Genomic DNA, 15,991 nt, shown 5'->3' on the forward strand with positions numbered 1-15,991 from the left:
CGGTCCAGTTTACCGGGCCGAGACGCCTGTCGGCCCCGCGAGCTCCGAGATCGCATGTCAGAGTGGTCGCATGCGGCGGGTCTGGGGACGCGAACTGGCGGGGTGGGCGGCCGCGCTGGCGCTGGCGCTCGTCGCCGTCGGACACCTCGTCTCCTCGCCGCGCTCGGTCCTGATGTTCGACGACGGGGACTCGCTGATCGTGGCCCTCGTCGGCCGATCGGTCCTGGATGGGGGCGGGGGCGACTGGGCGCTGTCCAGCGTGCTCTTCCTCCCCGAGATCGCGGTGTTCACGGCCCTCGACGCCGTGCTGCCGTTCGACGTGAACGGCGTGCTCGCGGCCAACGCGGTGGTCAACGTCCTCGCGCTCTACGGGGCGATCCGTCTCGCCGCCGGGCGGCGCGTCGAGGGTCGCGCATCGGTCGCCTGGGCGGTCGGCGCCCTCGCCGTGTTCTGTCTCCTCATCGTCACGGAGTCCTCGCCGTCACGAGACGCGCTCGAGCTCGCGTCGCTGGTGCTGACGACGACGTACTACTCCGCGACCGTCGTGGCCGTCGTACTGGCCGTCGGCCTGTGTCGGCGGTTCCTCGATCGCCCTGCCGGCACCGTCGCGCTCCCGCTCGGACTCGGGGTGGTCGCGGCGGTGGCGACCCTCAGCAATCCGCTGTTCGCCGCCTGGGCCACGGTGCCGCTCTCCCTCGTCCTGGGCGGCCTCTGTCTCACCACGCTCGCTATCCGGCGCCGCGGTCTCGCGCTGATCGCGTCGCTGGTCGGCGGCAGCATCCTGGGCTTCCTCGGTCGCATTCCCTTCTCGGCATGGATCGCGAACTCCGGTGCCGGCTACATCCAACCGGCGGAATGGATCCACTCCGCCGCGTACTACGCCGGCCTCGCGATCGATCGGCTGTCCTCCCCCGGCGGGGTGCTCGGCGCGATGGCCGTGCTGGCGCTGATGGTCCTCGCGGTCGTGCGGTCGGCCCGCTCGTCGGACGCGGGTGACCGCCTGGTGACCACCGCCGCCTGGGCACTCCCGCTCGTCGTGCTCGTCGGCGGCATCGCGGCGGGAACCCACGCAGCGCGGTACCTGCAACCTCTCGCCTTCGCCCCGGTCCTCGCCCTCGTCACCCTGCCGCGCGTCCGGATGCGGCGAGCCACGCTGCCGCGGGTCGTCTCCGCCGTCGTCGCCATCGCCCTTCTCGCCGGCGGCTCCGTGTCCGTACCCCGCATCGTGCAGGCGGCGAGCGCGCCCGACGCGGACCTCGCCTGTGTGACGGACTGGGTGGATTCGTCAGGGCGCACCGGTGCCGGACAGTTCTGGACCGTCCGGCTCCCCAAGCTGCACGCGGCCGATCCGGCCCGGCTCGTGCAGGTCGATCATGAGCTCCGCGGTTACGCGTGGCTCGTCGATCGTCGCGACTTCGCGGCGGGGGAGGTCTCGTTCCTCATCGAGGATGCGCAGACGGTGGCGTGGAACCTGCCGACCGCTGCGGCCCCGACAGCCGTCATCGCGTGCGGGCGGTATCGCATCCTCGACTACGCGCCGGCGACGCTTCCTCTCGGGCCCGCCCACTCCTGACCGGTGCGCGCCGTCAGCGCGACGGAGGCGGTGCGGTCGTGGTGCCGGCGCGGAAGACGCAGTGCAGGTCCTGCGTGACGCCCGGCTCACCGCGCAGCATCCGGGCGACCTGCTCTCCCGCCGCCCTGCCCTTCTCCACCGCCGGCTGCACGCTCGTGGTGAGGGTGAGATCGCCGAGGCCGTCGAGGGGGATGCCGTCGAAACCCGCGACCGAGAGGTCTTCGGGAACGCGGAGTCCGAGCTCCTCCGCGGCGCGGATCACACCGACGGCCAGCAGGTCGCTCTGCGCGAGCACCGCGGTCGGGCGGGTGTCGGCATCGGTGAGCAGCATCCGCCCGACGAGGATGCCCTCGTCGATGAGGCTGCCCGAGGCCGAGATCGCCGGAGCGTCAGGGAAGACCTCCCGCATGCCGGCCAGGCGGTCGACCGTTACGTCGACGGTGGCGTGGGCCAGACGCTCCGGCGTGATGAGGGTGCGCTCGCGCTCGGCGTCCAGCGAGAGCGTGACGAGCGCGACGTCCCGGTGTCCGAGGTCGCGCACGTGGCGGGCGATCTCGGCGGAGGCGGCGACGTTGTCCAGGGTGATGCGCGGGACGTCGAGCCCCGCGTCCCCCTCGATGACGACGACGGGGAGACCCCGTCCACGCACGATCTCGAGAGACGCGCGGGTACGGCCCGAGCAGCCGATGAGCACCACCGCGTCGACGGGGGCGCTCGCGATGGCCGAGCCGTCCTCGCCGGGCTCGTCGCGCATGAGGAGGATGCCGGCGCTGAGATCGGTCAGGCCGTCGGTGAGGCCGTCCATCATGGCGGTCGTCACGGGGTCGAGGAAGGCCGCGCGCAGGTGCCCCTCGAGGACCACCGCCACGATGCCGCTGCGACCGCGACGGAGGGAGGCGGCGCGCGGGTCGGGCCCCGTGTAGCCGAGGTCGGTCGCGGCGGCGAGCACCCGGTCGCGGGTGGCGGGTGCGACCTTGGCCTTGCCGCTGAAGACGACCGACGCGGTCGAGGTGGCGACCCCCGCCTCGCGAGCCACATCGGCGATCGTGGGCCGGCGCGGCGTCTCCCTGGTCATACTCCGAGGATAGCCCGGTTCGGTCGCGCAAGGTCGAATCGATTCGATAGGCTGTCCGCCATGGACACCGCCCTCACCCGCTCGCAGTTCGTGCGCTGGCGCACCGCGATCTTCGCCATCTTCCTCGCCAGCGGACTCTCGATTGCGACCTGGGCGTCCCGCGTGCCGGGGATCAAGGAGGCGCTCGACCTCGACAACGCGCAGGTCGGCCTCATCCTGCTCGGCATGGGCGTCGCGTCCATCCTCGGCATCTCCACGAGCCCTGCCGTGATGGCGCGGACCGGTGCGCGGCGCGGCATGCTCCTGGCGATGCTCACGTTCGCCACGGGCATCGCCCTCGTCGGCCTCGGCGCGACCGTCTTCGGGTCGGTGCCTGTCGTCCTCATCGGCATGGTGCTCTTCGGCTTCGGCAACGGCTGCGTCGACGTCATGATGAACGTCGAGGCCACCGCCATCGAACAGCAGATGGGCCGCACCATCCTGCCGGTCTTCCATGCGTTCTTCAGCTTCGGCACCGTGCTCGGCGCCGGCATCGGCGCCCTCGCCGCTGCCCTCAAGGTCGACGTCGGCACGCACGCGGTGTCGATGGGCGTCCTCATCGCCGTCATCGCCGTCGTCTGCTTCTTCCAGGTGCCCGTGCGGGAGGCCGCTCTCGACCCCGAGGACCACGAGAAGCCCCCGTTCCGTCAGCGGATGCACATCGCGCTCGAGGCCTGGCGCGAGCCGCGCACGTACCTGCTGGGAACCGTCATGCTCGGCATGTCCTTCGCGGAGGGCGGCGCCAACGACTGGATCGCCCTGGGCACCGAGCAGGGACACGGCTTCGCGGAGGGCACAGGGGCCGTCGCCCTGGCGGTCTTCTCCGTCGGCATGACCGTGGTCCGCCTCTTCGGCGGGCCGCTCGTGGACCGCTTCGGCCGGGTGCTGGTGCTGCGCATCCTGGCCGCGACCGCCGCCACCGGAATCCTCCTGTTCATCCTCGCGCCCACGCTGCCGCTGGTCCTCGTCGGCGCGGCGCTGTGGGGCATCGGCGCGTCGCTCGGCTTCCCCCTCGGCATGTCGGCCGCGGCGGACGATCCGGCCAAGGCCGCCGCACGGGTGAGCGCGGCCGCGACCATCGGCTATGTGGCGTTCCTCGGCGGCCCGCCGGTGCTCGGGGTCATCAGCGAGCACATCGGACTGCTCAACACGCTCTTCATCCTCGTCGCGCTCGTGGTGCTCTCGGGTCTGTTCTCCGGCGCCGCCCGACCGCTGCGCGCCGAGGAGAAGGCTCCGGCGGTCCCGACCGTCGAGCGCTGACTCAGTCCTCGACCCCGCGGACGAGCGCGGCCGCGTGCGACCGGCTGCGCGCGCCGAGCTTGGTGAGGACGTTCGAGACGTGCGTCTTCACCGTCGGGATGGAGATCCGCAGGCGCGCGGCGAGCTGGGCGTTCGACCACCCCTGCAGGATCCCGTCGAGGACGTCGCGCTCCCGGGGCGTCAGCTCCGGCAGCGCGAACGTCGTCATCGGCGTGGGCTCCGGAGCGGACGCCGCCACTGCCGCGAGCGCGCGGCGGGTGACCCGCGGGTCCAGCGCCCCGTCTCCGACGGCGACGGCGCGCACCGCCTGGACGAGAGTCGGCGCATCGACGGTCTTCAGGAGGAATCCGACCGCTCCCGCCCGGATCGCCGCGAGCACGAGCTCGTCCTCGTCGAAGCTCGTCAGGACGAGCACATCCCCCAGTCCGCGCTCGACGATCTCGCGGGTGGCCGAGACCCCGTCGCGCCCCGGCATGCGCAGATCCATGAGGACGACATCCGGCCGGAGCGCCGCGGCATTGCGCACGGCCACCTCGCCATCCGCGGCCTCCCCGACGACAGTGATGTCGTGCGTCTCCAGCATGATGCGCAGGCCGGCCCTGATCGCGCCGTGGTCGTCGGCGAGCAGCACGGTCGGTGCGGTCATGACCGACCCCCCACCGGCAGTCGCGCCTCGACCAGCCAGCCGTCGGGTTCCGCACCGGCGCGGAACGTCCCGCCGAGGGCGGTGATGCGCTCCCGCAGCATCTGCAGCCCCCACCCCTCGCCGCCGTGCCCGGCGGTGACGGTCGGCGCGCCGCCCCGCGAACGCACCGCGACGCGGGCCTGCTCGTCGACCGGGCCGATGGTCACCTCGACCACGGCACCGTTGGCATGGCGGACACAGTTACCCAGTGCCTCGCGCACCACCCGCACGACCGCCTGCTCTCCGCCGCCGCCGAGCGCACCCGGGTCCTCGACGGCGAGGCGCACGTCCAAGCCCGAGCGTCGGGCCTCCGCGGCGAGACCCGCGAGGTCGGCCCATCCCGGGGTCGGCGCGAGCGCCCCGTCGCCGCGGCGCAGCACCCCGATCATGGTGCGCAGGGCTCCGTGCGCGTCCAGCCCGGCATCGCGCACGGCCTGCAGAGCGGCGCGATCGTCCCCCCGCGTCGGGGGCGCTGCGAGCGCCGCCTCCGCCCGGATCGCCATGGCCATCACATGCCCGGCCACCACGTCGTGCAGTTCGCGCGCCATCGCCTCGCGCTCGCGCTGGACGGCCTGCGCCCGGTCCCGGGCGGCGGTCGCTGCGGCGTCCTCCGCCCGCTGACGGTGAAGGTCGGCCAGCTCGTGCGCCTGCGACACCGCCACCGCCCACCAGTAGTCCGTACCGAAGATCGCGCCGAACTGCACCGCGAACAGCACCGCGACCGCGGGAGTCGCCGCCGAGACGAGCAGGGCGGCGAGGAAGAGGGCGACGGTCGCCACGCCCAGGAGCACGAGCAGCACGCGGCGCCCGCGGGGGCCGGCGAGGAAGGCCGCCGTCCACAGCACGTCCAGCAGCACCACGAGCGTCCCGACGCCGCCGACGGTGAGGAGGTCGGCGACGAAGAGCCCGGCGACGAGCGCGAGCACCGTCCACGGATGACGCCGCTTGCCGAGGGCGAGAGCGCAGGCCGGGATCGCGAGAACCAGCGCCCACCACGGCGAGACATCCTCCGGCAGCAGGGAGAACGGTCCCCAGATGCCGTGGAACCCGAGCGCCGCCATGACCGTCGCGAGAGCGGCCATGCCCAGCGGGTCCACCCACCACCGGTGCCGCCGGTACCAGGCGGCGGGCCCTCCGTCGGCCGGATCGTGCATGCCCTCATGCAATCACGGCGCGGACGGCGTCGCATCCGACCAAAGGATGAGAGCATCCGGACGACCCCGACTTTCGCCCGATCCGCGCATGCCGAGCCGTCGCAATCGTGGAGGCATGGAACTCTTCGGCGGGCTCCCGCTGCCCCTCTCCCTCGCCGTGCTCGCGCTCATCGACGGCCTGAGCGTCGGGACGCTGCTCATCCCGGTCTTCCTGCTGCTGCATCCCGGCCGGGTGCGCGCCGGACGGATCCTCCTCTATCTCGCGACGATCGCCGTGTTCTATCTCGTGGTCGGCCTCCTCTTCCTCTGGGGCCTGGTGAACCTCGTCGACGTCGCCTCCGCCTTCCTGAGCTCTCCCGCGGGCATGATCACCCGTCTCGTCGTCGGCGCCGCCCTTCTCGTCACCGCCTTCGTGATGCCGACGAAGCCTGCGGAAGCGGCGCCGGGCGGAGCGCGCGGGGCCACCACCGCGGCGACCGGCTCCGGCGACCCGGGCAGCGAACCGCTGTCCGGGTCGATCGCCCCGGCACACCCACCCGTTCCCTCGACCGCCACCGCGACGACCGCACCGCGTCCCGGTCGGATCGCTCGGTGGCGGGAACGCCTGCTCGACCCGCAGACCCGGGGGTTCGCGGTCATGGCCGTCGCCATCGCCGCCGGACTCGTGGAGGTCGCGACGATGCTCCCCTACATCGTGGCGATGACGATGCTCGCGGACGCCGGCGTCGACACGCCGCTCCGGGTGCTCTCCCTCGCCGGGTACTGCGCGCTGATGATCCTCCCGGCGCTCGTGCTCCTCGTGCTGCGACTGGTGGCGGCCCCGCTCGTGCAGCGCCCACTGGAGCGCTTCGCCGCCTGGATGGAGCGGACGGGCGCGGAGAACACGGCGTGGATCATCGGCATCATCGGCTTCCTCATCGCCCGGTCGGCCGCCACCGAGCTGGGACTCTTCGACGCGATCTTCTGACCGCGACCCCGGCGACGACGAAGTAGGCTCGTCGGGTGCGTCTCGTCATCGCCCGCTGCTCGGTCGACTACACCGGCCGACTCAACGCCCACCTTCCGCTCGCCACCCGCCTGCTCGTGCACAAGGGTGACGGGAGTCTGCTCGTGCACTCCGACGGCGGCAGCTACAAGCCGCTGAACTGGATGAGCCCGCCGTGCGTGCTCGCGACCGAGGAACCGGGCGAGGAGGAGGCCGGCGCCGGCGTCGTCGAGGTGTGGCGCGTGACCCACAAAAAGACCGGCGATGCCCTCCGCGTGCAGATCTACGAGGTCATCCACGACTCCAGCCACGAACTCGGGATCGACCCCGGGCTGCAGAAGGACGGCGTCGAGGCCGACCTGCAGCGCCTGCTCGCGGAGCAGGTGGACCGCGTCGCCGAGGGCGCCACCCTGGTCCGTCGCGAGTACCCCACGGCCATCGGCCCGGTCGACCTGCTGGTGCGCGACGCCGACGGCGTGGCGATCGCGGTCGAGGTCAAGCGCCGCGGCGACATCGACGGCGTCGAGCAGCTCACCCGTTACCTCGAGCTCCTGGGACGCGACCCCCACCTCGCCCCGGTGCAGGGCGTGTTCGCCGCTCAGGAGATCAAGCCGCAGGCCCGCGTGCTCGCCGAGGATCGCGGCATCCGCTGCCTCGTGCTCGACTACGACGACATGAAGGGCATCGAGTCGGGCATCCCCCGCCTCTTCTGACCCTCAGCGCGTCGAGACCAGGCGCGGCCGCGGGCCCTCCAGCCGCGCGATCGCGATCTTCACCTCGGTGAGCTCGCGCTCGATCCGGTCGAACTTCGCGTCCACCGCGGAGAAGCGCGCGTCCATCCGACCGATCATCCAGCCGAATCCGCTGATGATCGCGACGAGAGTCGTCGCGGCCGTCGCCAGCATCGTGATGACTTCCACCGACACGTACATGGCCCCCATTCTCACCCGTGATCCCGCCGCTGTCACGACTCTAGATCGGCGTGAAGGGCCTTCCCGCGTTCGGTGGATGAACCCGTTTCGTGCACACCTGTGCAGGACGGGCGGGCACCCGTTCGCGGGACCGTAGGCTGGAGGCATGCCCTCTTCGCCTTACTCGTGTGTGCTCTGGGACGTCGACGGGACCATCGTCGACGCCTCGGTCGGGATCCTGCGTCGCCTGAACATCGCCCTGACGCACTTCGGCCACCCGGCGCCGACGCGCGAGGAGCTCGTGCACTGGATCGGCCCTCCCATGTTCCAGTCCTTCCAGGACCAGGCGGGGATGACGCCGGAGCAGTCGGCCGAGGCGGTGGCGTTCTACCGCACCCTCGGCAAGGCGGACGGGTACACGACCGACGTGCAGACGTATCCGGGGGTCGCCGAGCTGATCCACGACCTGCACGCGGCGGGAGTCCCCCAGGCGACGGCGAGCTCGAAGCCCGAGAACCAGGTCGACGCGCTGGTCGATCACTTCGGACTCCGGCCGTCGTTCCTCACGACCGTGGGCGCGACGCCGGACGAGGCCACGCTCGCGTCCAAGACGGACATCGTGGCCGAGGCGCTGCGCCGGCTGCGCGCGCTCGGTGCCGACACCTCCCGCCCGGTCCTCGTGGGCGACCGGCACCACGACGTCGAGGGCGGTCTCGCCAACGGCGTGCCCGTGATCTTCGTGGGCTGGGGATTCAGCGACCCGCACGAGGGCGACGACGCGGCGTTCCGCGTCACGAGCGTCGACGAGCTGCGCGCACTCCTGCTGCCCTGACCGGCCCCAGGCCGTCAGGAAGACGAAACTCCCCGCCGGGTCAGCGCCTGCGCGTGATTCCGACGGGGAGTTCCCGGTGTTGCTTCCGCCTCAGACGGGGCGGATGTTCTCTGCCTGCAGGCCCTTGGGGCCCTGCGCCACATCGAACTCGACCCGCTGGTTCTCTTCGAGAGAGCGGTAGCCGGATGACTGGATGGCGGAGTAGTGCGCGAAGACGTCAGCGCCTCCGTCGTCGGGGGAGATGAAGCCGAAGCCCTTCTCCGAGTTGAACCACTTGACCGTGCCCTGGGTGCTCATGTACTGCCTGTTCTGCTGATGTAGAAGCCGACGCAGGGGTGCACCGACATCGCTAACGCTAGTGGAGGGGACCCCCGGCGGAATAGCCGTTGCGAGAAGGTAATCCAAATGTTGCACGAGCGGACACGCCCGGAAAATGGTGTGGCCCTCACCGCGGGGGGAGCGATGAGGGCCGAAGACGACCGGAGGGTGCGTCAGAAACAGCCTAACCCCTCCGCGCGCTTCTTGTCCCCCTTTTGGGGGACAAATTTGAAAAATGTTCGTGGCGGACGGCCGGGTAGCGGCCCTCTCGAGGAGTTCATTGGGGACTGAACTACTCGAGAGGGCCCAATCGCATGCACGGATCGCCCGGCCCGTGGGGAGGGCCTCCGCCTCCTGGGGAGAGGCGTAGACGATCGATCCCCTTGCATGCACTTTCACCATAGGGGAGGACGCGATCTCCCGCCATGGACCTTGACAGACGCAGGGGTAGCCTGATTCGGTGACCATGCTGAACAAGGACATGACGCTCTGCATCTCGCTGTCCGCGCGGCCGAGCAACAACGGCACGCGCTTCCACAACCACCTGTACGAGGTCCTCGGTCTGAACTGGATCTACAAGGCGTTCGCGCCGACCGATCTGGCGCAGGCCATCGCAGGGGTGCGCGGCCTCGGCATCCGCGGGTGCGCGATCTCGATGCCCTATAAAGAGGACGTCATCGCGCTCGTCGACCGCATGGACCCCTCGGCACAGGCCATCGACTCCGTCAACACGATCGTGAACGACGACGGCGTGCTCACGGCCCACAACACCGACTATGCGGCGATCGCGCAGCTGATCGCGGAGAACGACCTCGACCCGGCATCGTCGGTCCTCCTCCGCGGTTCGGGCGGCATGGCGAAGGCGACGGCCGCCGCGTTCCGCGACGCCGGCTTCACGGACGTGACCGTCGTCGCCCGGAACGAGACGGCGGGACGCGCCCTCGCCGAGCTGTACGGGTTCGCCTGGCGTGCGGAGGTCGGAGACGCGACGGCTGACGTGCTCGTAAACGTCACCCCGATCGGCATGGCCGGGGGCGCGGAGGCGGACGCGGTCGCCTTCCCGGAACCGGCCATCGCCGCCGCCGCCGTCGTGTTCGACGTCGTCGCCCTGCCCGCCGAGACGCCGCTCATCGCCGCCGGACGGGCCGCGGGCAAGACGGTGATCACGGGCGCCGAGGTCGCGACGCGACAGGCACTGGAGCAGTTCGTCCTGTACACCGGCATCCGTCCGTCCGCGGAGCAGGTGCGCGCCGCCGAGGAGTTCATGCGGGCGGGGGCGTGACCCGATGAAGACCATCGGCGTGCTCGGCGGCATGAGCTGGGAGTCGTCGCTGGAGTGGTACCGCCTGGCCAACGAACGCGTCCGCGCCCTGCGCGGCGGACACCACTCCGCCCGCATCCTGCTCGACTCCCTCGACTTCGCCGACATCGAGGCGATGCAGGCTCACGACGACTGGGACGCCGCCGCCGGACTCCTCGCCGCCCGCGCACAGGCGCTTCAGACCGCCGGCGCCGAACTGCTCGTCCTCGCGACGAACACCATGCATCTGGTCGCCGACCGCATCGCTGCCGCCGTCGACATCCCGTTCCTCCACATCGCGGACGCGACGGCCGCCGCGGTGACCGACGCGGGGCTCGGTCGGGTCGGGCTGCTGGGCACCGCCTTCACGATGGAGCGGCCGTTCTACGCCGCACGCCTCGCCGCTCACGGCATCGAGACCATCGTGCCGGAGGCGGACGACCGCCGCGTGGTGCACGCGGTCATCTACGACGAGCTCGTCCACGGGATCATCCGCGACGAATCGCGCCGTCGCTACGTCGAGGTCATCGACCGGCTCATCGCCCGCGGCGTGGGCGGCGTGATCCTCGGGTGCACGGAGATCGAGCTCCTCGTCTCCGCGGCGGATACATCGGTGCCGGTGTTCCCGACGACCGCCCTGCATGTGGAGGCGGCCGTCGCGGCCGCGATGGCGCCGACGCGCTGAACGCGTGTCAGGACGCGCGGCCCTCGGCGAGGTAGCCGAGCCGGTGCAGCGTCTCCGCATTCCGCCAGCGGAGCATCGGCGTGGTCAGGAATCGGGGCAGGATCGTCGCCGGGCCCTTGACGGGCTCCTCGTCGATGCGCACCTGGCATCCCGTCGGGGTCGTCCGCGCGCGGATCGTCACCTGCGCCTCTCCTACCGGCCAGCCGCGCGCCCGCATGACCGCACGGTGCGGCGGGTGCCACTCCACCAGTTCGGTGGTGTCGTCCAGGAGCGCGGGCCACGTGCCGACCGAATGGTGCAGCTGGGCCCCGGCCGCGGGCCAGGAGTCGTCCACGTCGCGCATGCGGGAGGCGCCGACCACCCACGCGGGGTAGAGCCAGCCGTTCGCCAGCACGCGGAACACGTCATGGGTGGTGCACGTCAGGTCGCGGGTGTTGGTGGCCATGGTTCCTCCGTTCTGCCCCCATCCTGCGCGCCGCGAACCTCACTCGGGCAGGTGCTTGACATCGGCGACACCGACCGTCCCGGCTAGCACAATCGGTCCGAGGACGCCTCCCCCTTGGGCTGCCGCACGGGCGCGTGACAGGGTCGGATCATGCTTCAGCGACTGACTTCCCGACTCTCCGACGGTGTCGACGCGGCCCTGCACGAGGACTCGCCGGCGCTGCTCACCCGCGGCTACGACTTCGGCGAGCGCATCTGGCGCCGAGTCCGCCCCGGCGCCCGGTCGGCCCCGATGCGCCTCCTCGGGCACCCGGCGGCCTTCGTCCGCGGTGCCGAGGGTGTGGAGCTGTTCTACGACGAGAGCCGCATCGCCCGTGCCGGCGCCATGCCGGGGATCGTCCGCGAGCCCCTGTTCGGGCACGGTTCCGTGCACGCGCTCGACGGCACCGCCCACCGCCACCGCAAGGCCACCTTCGTCCAAGCCGCGTACGAGGATGCGCAGGTCGAACGGCTCACACCGTTCCTCGAACGGGAATGGGCGGCCGAGCGCGAGGAGTGGCGCGCCGGCGGCACCCGCAGCGCCTACGACGCGGCCGTCGGCGCCTTCGGGCGCGCCATGATGCGCTGGGCCGGGCTCCCGGGCACGCCGGCGGCGCAGACCCGCTGGGCCGCGCGCCTCGCGCAGATCGTGGACGGGTTCGGCGCCCCCTACTCCCCCGCCTACGTCGAGGCGTTCGCGAACCGGATCTTCTCGGACCGTCATGCGCGCCGCCTCATCGAAGCCGTCCGCGCCGGCGATCTGGCGGCGCCGGAGGGCACCGCGCTCGCCCTGTGGGCCGCGCATCGCGACGAGAACGGCGAGCTTCTGCCCGCCCAGGTGGCCGGCGTCGAGCTGCAGAACAGCATCCGTCCGATGATCGCCGCCGCGCGGTTCGTGGCCTTCGCCGCGAAGCAGCTGCACGACCACCCCGAGTGGCGTACCCGGATCGCAGCGGAGACGACGGAGCGCGGCGCCCTGGTCGGGGGCACGCTGGCCGTCCTGTTCGCGCAGGAGGTGCGGCGGACCGGACTGTTCGTGCCGATGCTGCCTGGTCGTACCATCGCCGAGGTCGAGATCGACGGCGTCACGGTCCCGGAGGGCGGCCGGGTCGTCCTCGACATCCTCGGCACGAACACCGACGAGCGGTCGTGGTCCCACCCGGAGCGCTTCGCCCCCGAGCGGTTCACCGACGTGGACGACTACGAGGAGATCACGACCTTCGTCCCCCAGGGCGGGGGCGACGTCGCCTCCGGCCACCGCTGCCCCGGCGAGAAGCTCGTCATCGCCGGGCTCTCCGCCGCCGTCGCCGTCCTGAGCGACCCGGAGCTGACGGTGCTCGACGAGGGGCTCGACGTGAATCGCCGCCGCCTGCCCACCAAGCCCACGTCCGGAGCGCGGGTGCGCGCCTCCGGCTCCGGGCGCGGCTGCCCCTTCCACTGAGTCCCGGGGATCGCACGTCGTCCACGGCCTGTCAACCGGGTGGCCATGCTGCGGCGCGCCCGAGAGCGTGGAGGGACGACGGACATCGAGACGTGGAGGACATGATGAAGGCACTCACCTGGCAGGGCAAACGGAACGTGACGGTGGAGGAGGTCGCCGACCCGGTCATCCAGCAGCCGGCGGACGCCATCGTCCGGATCACCTCGTCGGCCATCTGCGGATCCGACCTGCACCTCTACGAGCTCCTGGGGCCGTTCCTCGACCGCGGCGACATACTCGGGCACGAGCCGATGGGCGTCGTGGTGGAGGTCGGCGCGAACGTCACGAAGCTGAAGCCCGGTGACCGCGTGGTGATCCCCTTCAACATCTCCTGCGGGGTGTGCTTCTTCTGCCTCCGCGGGCTGCAATCGCAGTGCGAGACGACCCAGGTGCGGAAGTACGGCAGCGGCGCAGCTCTCTTCGGCTACACCAAGCTCTACGGCCAGGTCCCCGGCGGGCAGGCCGAATACCTCCGCGTGCCGCTAGCGGACTACAACCACATCCCGGTCGCACCGGACCTGCCGGATGAGCGCTACCTCTTCCTCAGCGACATCCTGCCGACGGCCTGGCAGGGCGTGGAGTACGCGCAGCTTCCCGAAGGCGGGACCCTCGCGGTGATGGGTCTCGGCCCCGTCGGGCAGTTCGTCAGCCGGATCGCCCGGCACCGCGGCAACCGCGTCATCGCCGTCGAACCGGTGGCGGAACGACGGGCGATGGCGGAGCGGCACGGCATCGAGACGCTCGACCTCACCGACACGACCGTGGAAGAGATCCGCGACGCGACCGAGGGACGGGGTGCGGATGCCGTGGTGGATGCGGTGGGCCTGGAGGCGCACGGCAACAGCGGTGTGGAGTTCCTGCAGAAGGCGGTCGGCCTGCTGCCCGATCCCGCAGCGCGGCAGATGCTCGACAAGGCCGGGGTGGATCGGCTCGCTGCCGTCTACGCCTCGATCGACGCCGTCCGCCGCGGCGGGACGATCTCGCTGAGCGGTGTGTATGCGGGCGATGCCGACATCCTGCCGATGAAGACCCTCTTCGACAAGCAGATCAGCCTGCGGATGGGCCAGTGCAACGTGAAGAACTGGATCGACGATCTCCTCCCGCTCGTCGAGGACCCGTCGGATCCGCTGGGCGTGATGGATCTGACGACGCATCACGCGGCGCTGGAGGACGCCCCGGAGCTGTACCGGACGTTCCAGGAGAAGAAGGACGGCTGCATCAAGGTCGTACTGCACCCCTCCGCCGCCTGACGGGTCGGTCGAGGGACTCTTCGAGCAACCGCGGTTGACAATCTGCCTGTCAGCAACCTAGGTTGACAGCATGGAGTCCCTCGACATCGCCCGCGCCGCCGCGGACACGACCGATCCGCGTGCCGGGCTGCGCGCCGTGGCCTCGCTGCGGACCCTCGCCGACGCTCTCGAGCTGCGGCAGGTGGAGGCCGCCCTTCGCGCCGGGATGAGCTGGCAGGCCATCGCAGACGCCCTCGGCGTCACACGACAGGCCGCGCACAAGAAGCACAGCCGCCGCATCGACCCGACCATCCCGGTCCCGCGGCGGAACGCATGAGCCGCTTCACGCAGGCGGCCGCCACCATGCACACGCTGTCGCTCGCGGCGATGGAGGAGGCGTCGCGCCTCGGCGTGCACGACGCGGACATCGATCATCTGCTGCTCGCTCTCACGCTCGATGCGGACACCGGCGGGCAGGTGCTCCGGAGGGCCGGGATCCGCCTCGATACCGCCCGGGCGGCCGTCGAGGCGCAGCACGCGGGCCAGCTCCTCGCCATGGGGATCGATGCCCCGGCGGTGGGTCCGGGTCGCATCGTCTTCCATGAGACCGACGGCTACGACTGGACTGAGCGTGCCCTCGCCGTGCTCCGAGCCGCGTCTCAGGGAGGTCGCCGCGGGGACTCCGCCGCCGTGCTTCGTGCCCTGCTCGCAGAACCCAGCGGCCTGATCGCCGCCATCCTCGGTCGGCTCGCCGTGACGGAAGACGACCTCACGGCCCAGCTCGACGAGGTCGAGGGCACCGCGCGCTCCCCTCAGCCGGGCCGAAAGCCGGTGGCCGGGGGGATCACCGGGTCCCGCTCGATGTTCGTGCCGGCCGCGGAATCCGAGGTCCGGGCGGTGCTCGCCGATCCTGAACGGCTCCCGGAGTGGGAGCAGAGCGTCGCCGGCGTCCTCCCCGCCGGGAACGACGGCCCCTGGGAGGCATTCGCCCCGACCACGGCGCCGGACGGACGGCCCCTGCGCCGCAAGCCCGAGTTCCATCGCCTCCGTGTGATGCGGGAGGAGGAGTCCGGGGCGCTCACCTGGCGCTTCGAGTACCCCGACGCGCCCCATGCGAATCCGCGCGCCCTCACGATCGCACTCGAACCGGCCGCGGGCGGGACGCAGCTCCGCGCGACGATGACGTGGGAGACCAGGCCCCGCGGTCCGGTGCGACGGGCACTGCGGGCACCGCTGCGTCCGCTCTGGCGCGGCCTCGTCTTCATCCAGCTCGCGCAGGTCGAGAGCGGGATCAGCCGCCTCTTCCGCTGAGCGTCGGCTCAGTCGCCCTCGTGCCGCGGACCGACGCCCGGCTCCCTGCTGTGGGTCGACTCGTAGGCGGGCTCCGGCGGGTTCTTCGACGACGGGTCGACGCGGGCCGCGTTTCCGGCCCCGGCGTCCGCACCGGCGCCGCCGGCGGGCACGTCCTGCAGGGCGTCGGGGTCGTCGCCGCCCCGTTCGGCGAGATGTGCCGCGATGCCCTCGCGGGACGGTTCCTCCTCGGACTCGGCGGCGGCGTCCTCCTCCGCGAGCCGCAGAGCCTCCTCCGACAGCAACGGCTCGTCCGGGTACATGAAGGCTTCCGGATTCGACATGACGCGCTCCTCTCGTAGCGGAGACTCCAGAGTGCGTCGGATCCGCGCTGAGGACAAGGCCCGTTGACAGCTCGCCGTCGCCCCGGTATCCCCGGTGGGCGCAGCGGAGGACCGCCACGCCCACCGGGCCGGAGCCCTCAGCTCTTCGCGCCCTTGCGAGGCTTGAGGAACTCGTCCGGGGCGTTCTTCGCGCGCTTCGCCGCCCGCTTCTCCTTGAGCGAGAGCTGCGGCGCCTTCTTTCCTGCGCGACCCGGTGTGGACTTTCCTGACATGGCGCTTCCCCTTTGTGACTGGCTGGCGTAACCCCCGACCATACCCGGAAGCACAGGGAAGTCAAATTTCCCGCTG

General features: G+C 71.6%; 19 protein-coding genes. 11 read left to right on the forward strand and 8 right to left on the reverse strand.

Annotated features, from left to right (window positions below):
* Nucleotides 1–70: 70 nt before the first annotated feature.
* A complete protein-coding gene (locus KVS71_RS01875; RefSeq protein ID WP_217583279.1) occupies nucleotides 71–1,573 on the forward strand; it encodes a hypothetical protein in 1,503 nt (500 codons plus the stop codon).
* Nucleotides 1,574–1,586: 13 nt separating this feature from the next.
* Here KVS71_RS01875 and KVS71_RS01880 read toward each other — a convergent pair whose 3' ends face one another.
* On the reverse strand, nucleotides 1,587–2,648 hold the full coding sequence (locus KVS71_RS01880) for a LacI family DNA-binding transcriptional regulator (RefSeq protein WP_217583281.1): 1,062 nt from the start codon (nucleotides 2,646–2,648) through the stop codon (nucleotides 1,587–1,589).
* Between the two features lie 60 nt (nucleotides 2,649–2,708).
* On the opposite strand from KVS71_RS01880, the gene KVS71_RS01885 reads away from it, so the two are divergent.
* Entirely contained in the window at nucleotides 2,709–3,947 is a 1,239-nt protein-coding gene (locus KVS71_RS01885) for an MFS transporter (protein WP_217583290.1), read from the forward strand.
* A gap of 1 nt (nucleotide 3,948) precedes the next feature.
* On the opposite strand, the gene KVS71_RS01890 is transcribed toward KVS71_RS01885, so the two are convergent.
* Together KVS71_RS01890 and KVS71_RS01895 are read right to left on the reverse strand one after the other, a co-directional pair.
* Nucleotides 3,949–4,593 (reverse strand): response regulator transcription factor, encoded by a 645-nt coding sequence (locus KVS71_RS01890; protein ID WP_144881621.1) that lies wholly within the window; start codon nucleotides 4,591–4,593, stop codon nucleotides 3,949–3,951.
* Nucleotides 4,590–5,786 carry a histidine kinase gene (locus KVS71_RS01895; RefSeq protein WP_217583296.1) on the reverse strand — a complete coding sequence of 399 codons (1,197 nt, stop codon included), beginning with the start codon at nucleotides 5,784–5,786 and terminating at the stop codon, nucleotides 4,590–4,592. Before KVS71_RS01895 ends, KVS71_RS01890 begins: the two co-directional genes overlap by 4 nt.
* A 115-nt stretch (nucleotides 5,787–5,901) precedes the next feature.
* On the opposite strand from KVS71_RS01895, the gene KVS71_RS01900 reads away from it, so the two are divergent.
* Nucleotides 5,902–6,753, forward strand: coding sequence for a GAP family protein (locus KVS71_RS01900; protein ID WP_217583315.1), 852 nt, complete (start codon nucleotides 5,902–5,904; stop codon nucleotides 6,751–6,753).
* 35 nt (nucleotides 6,754–6,788) lie between these two features.
* Nucleotides 6,789–7,484, forward strand: a complete 696-nt coding sequence (gene nucS / locus KVS71_RS01905; protein ID WP_060923428.1) for an endonuclease NucS — start codon at nucleotides 6,789–6,791, stop codon at nucleotides 7,482–7,484.
* Between the two features lie 3 nt (nucleotides 7,485–7,487).
* Here nucS and KVS71_RS01910 read toward each other — a convergent pair whose 3' ends face one another.
* Nucleotides 7,488–7,703: a hypothetical protein gene (locus KVS71_RS01910; RefSeq protein ID WP_217583317.1), complete on the reverse strand. Its 216-nt coding sequence runs from the start codon at nucleotides 7,701–7,703 to the stop codon at nucleotides 7,488–7,490.
* 145 nt (nucleotides 7,704–7,848) lie between these two features.
* Here KVS71_RS01910 and KVS71_RS01915 point away from each other — a divergent pair, with 145 nt between their 5' ends.
* A complete protein-coding gene (locus KVS71_RS01915; protein ID WP_217583319.1) occupies nucleotides 7,849–8,514 on the forward strand; it encodes an HAD hydrolase-like protein in 666 nt (221 codons plus the stop codon).
* Nucleotides 8,515–8,604: 90 nt separating this feature from the next.
* Here the strand turns inward: KVS71_RS01915 and KVS71_RS01920 are convergent, their stop codons facing one another.
* Complete coding sequence (locus KVS71_RS01920) at nucleotides 8,605–8,811, reverse strand: cold-shock protein (protein ID WP_017203899.1); 207 nt, start codon at nucleotides 8,809–8,811, stop codon at nucleotides 8,605–8,607.
* Between the two features lie 481 nt (nucleotides 8,812–9,292).
* Between KVS71_RS01920 and KVS71_RS01925 the strand changes: the two genes are divergently transcribed.
* Together KVS71_RS01925 and KVS71_RS01930 are read left to right on the forward strand one after the other, a co-directional pair.
* On the forward strand, nucleotides 9,293–10,114 hold the full coding sequence (locus KVS71_RS01925) for a shikimate 5-dehydrogenase (protein WP_217583328.1): 822 nt from the start codon (nucleotides 9,293–9,295) through the stop codon (nucleotides 10,112–10,114).
* A gap of 4 nt (nucleotides 10,115–10,118) precedes the next feature.
* Nucleotides 10,119–10,817 (forward strand): aspartate/glutamate racemase family protein, encoded by a 699-nt coding sequence (locus KVS71_RS01930; RefSeq protein WP_217583330.1) that lies wholly within the window; start codon nucleotides 10,119–10,121, stop codon nucleotides 10,815–10,817.
* A 7-nt stretch (nucleotides 10,818–10,824) separates the two neighbouring features.
* On the opposite strand, the gene KVS71_RS01935 is transcribed toward KVS71_RS01930, so the two are convergent.
* On the reverse strand, nucleotides 10,825–11,262 hold the full coding sequence (locus KVS71_RS01935; protein WP_060923431.1) for an SRPBCC family protein: 438 nt from the start codon (nucleotides 11,260–11,262) through the stop codon (nucleotides 10,825–10,827).
* Between the two features lie 150 nt (nucleotides 11,263–11,412).
* On the opposite strand from KVS71_RS01935, the gene KVS71_RS01940 reads away from it, so the two are divergent.
* The 4 genes from KVS71_RS01940 (at nucleotide 11,413) to KVS71_RS01955 (ending at nucleotide 15,320) form a co-directional block, all read left to right on the forward strand.
* Nucleotides 11,413–12,741 carry a cytochrome P450 gene (locus KVS71_RS01940; RefSeq protein WP_217583338.1) on the forward strand — a complete coding sequence of 443 codons (1,329 nt, stop codon included), beginning with the start codon at nucleotides 11,413–11,415 and terminating at the stop codon, nucleotides 12,739–12,741.
* Nucleotides 12,742–12,845: 104 nt separating this feature from the next.
* Nucleotides 12,846–14,030, forward strand: a complete 1,185-nt coding sequence (locus KVS71_RS01945) for a zinc-dependent alcohol dehydrogenase (RefSeq protein ID WP_060923317.1) — start codon at nucleotides 12,846–12,848, stop codon at nucleotides 14,028–14,030.
* A gap of 70 nt (nucleotides 14,031–14,100) precedes the next feature.
* Complete coding sequence (locus KVS71_RS01950) at nucleotides 14,101–14,346, forward strand: hypothetical protein (protein ID WP_105948967.1); 246 nt, start codon at nucleotides 14,101–14,103, stop codon at nucleotides 14,344–14,346.
* Nucleotides 14,343–15,320, forward strand: coding sequence for an SRPBCC family protein (locus KVS71_RS01955; protein ID WP_217583346.1), 978 nt, complete (start codon nucleotides 14,343–14,345; stop codon nucleotides 15,318–15,320). The genes KVS71_RS01950 and KVS71_RS01955 overlap by 4 nt, the downstream gene beginning before the upstream one ends.
* Before the next feature lie 8 nt (nucleotides 15,321–15,328).
* Here the strand turns inward: KVS71_RS01955 and KVS71_RS01960 are convergent, their stop codons facing one another.
* Both KVS71_RS01960 and KVS71_RS20210 read right to left on the reverse strand, forming a co-directional pair.
* Complete coding sequence (locus KVS71_RS01960; protein WP_144881627.1) at nucleotides 15,329–15,643, reverse strand: hypothetical protein; 315 nt, start codon at nucleotides 15,641–15,643, stop codon at nucleotides 15,329–15,331.
* A gap of 137 nt (nucleotides 15,644–15,780) precedes the next feature.
* Entirely contained in the window at nucleotides 15,781–15,915 is a 135-nt protein-coding gene (locus KVS71_RS20210; protein ID WP_255218720.1) for a hypothetical protein, read from the reverse strand.
* Between the last annotated feature and the right edge of the window lie 76 nt (nucleotides 15,916–15,991).

The sequence above is a fragment of the Microbacterium sp. GbtcB4 genome (genome assembly GCF_019091465.1).
Lineage (GTDB): Bacteria > Actinomycetota > Actinomycetes > Actinomycetales > Microbacteriaceae > Microbacterium > Microbacterium paraoxydans.

Bases quoted from the DNA above. Each gene is read 5' to 3' on its own strand.
- KVS71_RS01895 (WP_217583296.1), bottom strand. From the start codon at position 5,786: ATGCACGATCCGGCCGACGGAGGGCCCGCCGCCTGGTACCGGCGGCAC.
- KVS71_RS01950 (WP_105948967.1), top strand. From the start codon at position 14,101: ATGGAGTCCCTCGACATCGCCCGCGCCGCCGCGGACACGACCGATCCG.
- KVS71_RS01910 (WP_217583317.1), bottom strand. From the start codon at position 7,703: ATGTACGTGTCGGTGGAAGTCATCACGATGCTGGCGACGGCCGCGACG.
- KVS71_RS01945 (WP_060923317.1), top strand. From the start codon at position 12,846: ATGAAGGCACTCACCTGGCAGGGCAAACGGAACGTGACGGTGGAGGAG.
- KVS71_RS01915 (WP_217583319.1), top strand. From the start codon at position 7,849: ATGCCCTCTTCGCCTTACTCGTGTGTGCTCTGGGACGTCGACGGGACC.
- KVS71_RS01935 (WP_060923431.1), bottom strand. From the start codon at position 11,262: ATGGCCACCAACACCCGCGACCTGACGTGCACCACCCATGACGTGTTC.
- KVS71_RS20210 (WP_255218720.1), bottom strand. From the start codon at position 15,915: ATGTCAGGAAAGTCCACACCGGGTCGCGCAGGAAAGAAGGCGCCGCAG.
- KVS71_RS01930 (WP_217583330.1), top strand. From the start codon at position 10,119: ATGAAGACCATCGGCGTGCTCGGCGGCATGAGCTGGGAGTCGTCGCTG.
- KVS71_RS01885 (WP_217583290.1), top strand. From the start codon at position 2,709: ATGGACACCGCCCTCACCCGCTCGCAGTTCGTGCGCTGGCGCACCGCG.
- KVS71_RS01875 (WP_217583279.1), top strand. From the start codon at position 71: ATGCGGCGGGTCTGGGGACGCGAACTGGCGGGGTGGGCGGCCGCGCTG.
- KVS71_RS01955 (WP_217583346.1), top strand. From the start codon at position 14,343: ATGAGCCGCTTCACGCAGGCGGCCGCCACCATGCACACGCTGTCGCTC.
- KVS71_RS01940 (WP_217583338.1), top strand. From the start codon at position 11,413: ATGCTTCAGCGACTGACTTCCCGACTCTCCGACGGTGTCGACGCGGCC.
- KVS71_RS01890 (WP_144881621.1), bottom strand. From the start codon at position 4,593: ATGACCGCACCGACCGTGCTGCTCGCCGACGACCACGGCGCGATCAGG.
- KVS71_RS01880 (WP_217583281.1), bottom strand. From the start codon at position 2,648: ATGACCAGGGAGACGCCGCGCCGGCCCACGATCGCCGATGTGGCTCGC.
- KVS71_RS01920 (WP_017203899.1), bottom strand. From the start codon at position 8,811: ATGAGCACCCAGGGCACGGTCAAGTGGTTCAACTCGGAGAAGGGCTTC.
- KVS71_RS01960 (WP_144881627.1), bottom strand. From the start codon at position 15,643: ATGTCGAATCCGGAAGCCTTCATGTACCCGGACGAGCCGTTGCTGTCG.
- KVS71_RS01900 (WP_217583315.1), top strand. From the start codon at position 5,902: ATGGAACTCTTCGGCGGGCTCCCGCTGCCCCTCTCCCTCGCCGTGCTC.